General features: G+C 31.3%; 2 protein-coding genes. One reads left to right on the top strand and one right to left on the bottom strand.

Going from position 1 to position 1669, the window contains the following annotated elements; genetic code table 11:
• A partial coding sequence (locus AMN88_RS02240; RefSeq protein WP_075536226.1) for a tripartite tricarboxylate transporter permease occupies positions 1-1192 on the top strand: 1192 nt, incomplete at its 5' end.
• On the opposite strand, the gene AMN88_RS02235 is transcribed toward AMN88_RS02240, so the two are convergent.
• On the bottom strand, positions 1189-1669 hold a 481-nt coding region (locus AMN88_RS02235; RefSeq protein WP_143323663.1), incomplete at its 5' end, for a DMT family transporter. The two genes, AMN88_RS02240 and AMN88_RS02235, sit on opposite strands and share 4 nt — an antisense overlap.

The raw sequence follows: 1669 nt of genomic DNA, 5'->3' as shown, positions 1-1669 counted from the left end.
GGCGGGTAAGGCTTTAGCGATTGCTGCATGGAGTTCGTTTGCAGGTGGAACATTATCTGCAATTTATTTATTATTTATGGCACCAAGTTTATCAAAAGTAAGTTTATCTTTTAGATCACCAGATTACTTTGCTTTAATGATTTTAGGTTTAACAGCGATTGCTGCTTTTTCTTCTAAAGGACAATTTTTAAAAGCAATGATGATGGTAGTACTTGGATTAATGTTAGCATCTGTTGGCCAAGATAGTTTGTCTGACATTACAAGATTTACTTTTAATAATATGAACTTAACTGACGGAATTAGTTTTGTACTAGTTGTGATGGCAACTTTTGCAATGAGTGAAGCATTAACAATTATTTTAAAAAGAAATGATCCAACTAGTGCTGCCAAACAAGTTTCATTAACCGAATTAGGTTCAATTAAAATTAATAAAGAAGAACGAACTAAAATGTATAAAACAATTCCAAGATCATCAGTAATTGGTTTTTTAATTGGTGTTTTACCTGGAGCTGGTGCAACAATTGCATCATTTTTAGCTTATGGAATGGAAAGAAACGTAGTTAGTGACGAAGAAAAAGAAAAATTTGGTAAAGGAAGTGTAAATGGTTTATCTGCACCAGAAACTGCAAATAATGCAGCTTGCTCAGGTTCTTTTGTGCCAATGCTCACGTTAGGAATTCCCGGAAGTGGAACTACAGCTGTAATGTTAGGGGCCCTTTTGGGTTTTGGTGTTCAGCCTGGTCCTAGACTTTATATGACGAATCCAGAGATTTTTTGGTCAATAATTATGTCTATGTATATTGGAATGGTAATTCTTCTTATATTAAACTTACCACTCATTCCTTATATAGCTAGAATTCTTGCTGTTCCTAAAAATTATTTAATTCCTTTAATTTTATTTTTCTCTGTTACTGGGATTTATGTAATGTCGTTTAATAATTTCGATATTTATTTAATGATTGGAATAGCTGTAGTAGCTACCTTTTTAAGATTATATGATTTTCCGATGCCACCTTTGATATTAGCTTTTGTACTTGGTGGATTGATGGAAGAAAACTTGAGAAGATCTTTATTATTAAGTAATGGTTCTTGGGAATTTTTGTGGGATAGAACTTTAACTGCATGTATCTTAGCTACTACAATTTTAATTGTAGTTTGGCATATCTACAAAACTTTTAGGAAAAAAAATTAAGATTTAATATCTATTCGTTTTCTAATAATTTCTTTATCAAGCTTCATTTCACGATAAGACATAATGATAACCCCTATAAATATTACACTTGCACCAATCCAAGTGAAGAGATCGGGTGTTTCACTAAAAACATAATAGCCAATTAAAGAAGCGAAGACTAAACTTAGAAAAGAATATGGTTGTGTCATACTAACATCAACTAATTTATATGCGTGATTAATACAAAGATGCAATAATGTACCCGATAAACCTGCAAAAAATAAATAAATCAAAGTTTGAAAACTAGGTGTTTGCCAATAAAACAATGCAATAATGAAGCTAAAAATTGTCATATACGTATATCCATAAGATAAAATCGTAATCGAACTATCATCTTTTGTAATTGTTTTTGTAACTATAATCACTATTGACCACATAAAAGAGGAGGCTAATGCCATATAAACTCCGGTAGAGATTTCAATTATTCCTGGTCTTAAA

Source organism: Candidatus Pelagibacter communis, from assembly GCF_001180165.1.
Taxonomy (GTDB): Bacteria; Pseudomonadota; Alphaproteobacteria; order Pelagibacterales; family Pelagibacteraceae; genus Pelagibacter; species Pelagibacter ubique_P.
This window is presented reverse-complemented; position numbering and strand designations above follow the sequence as displayed.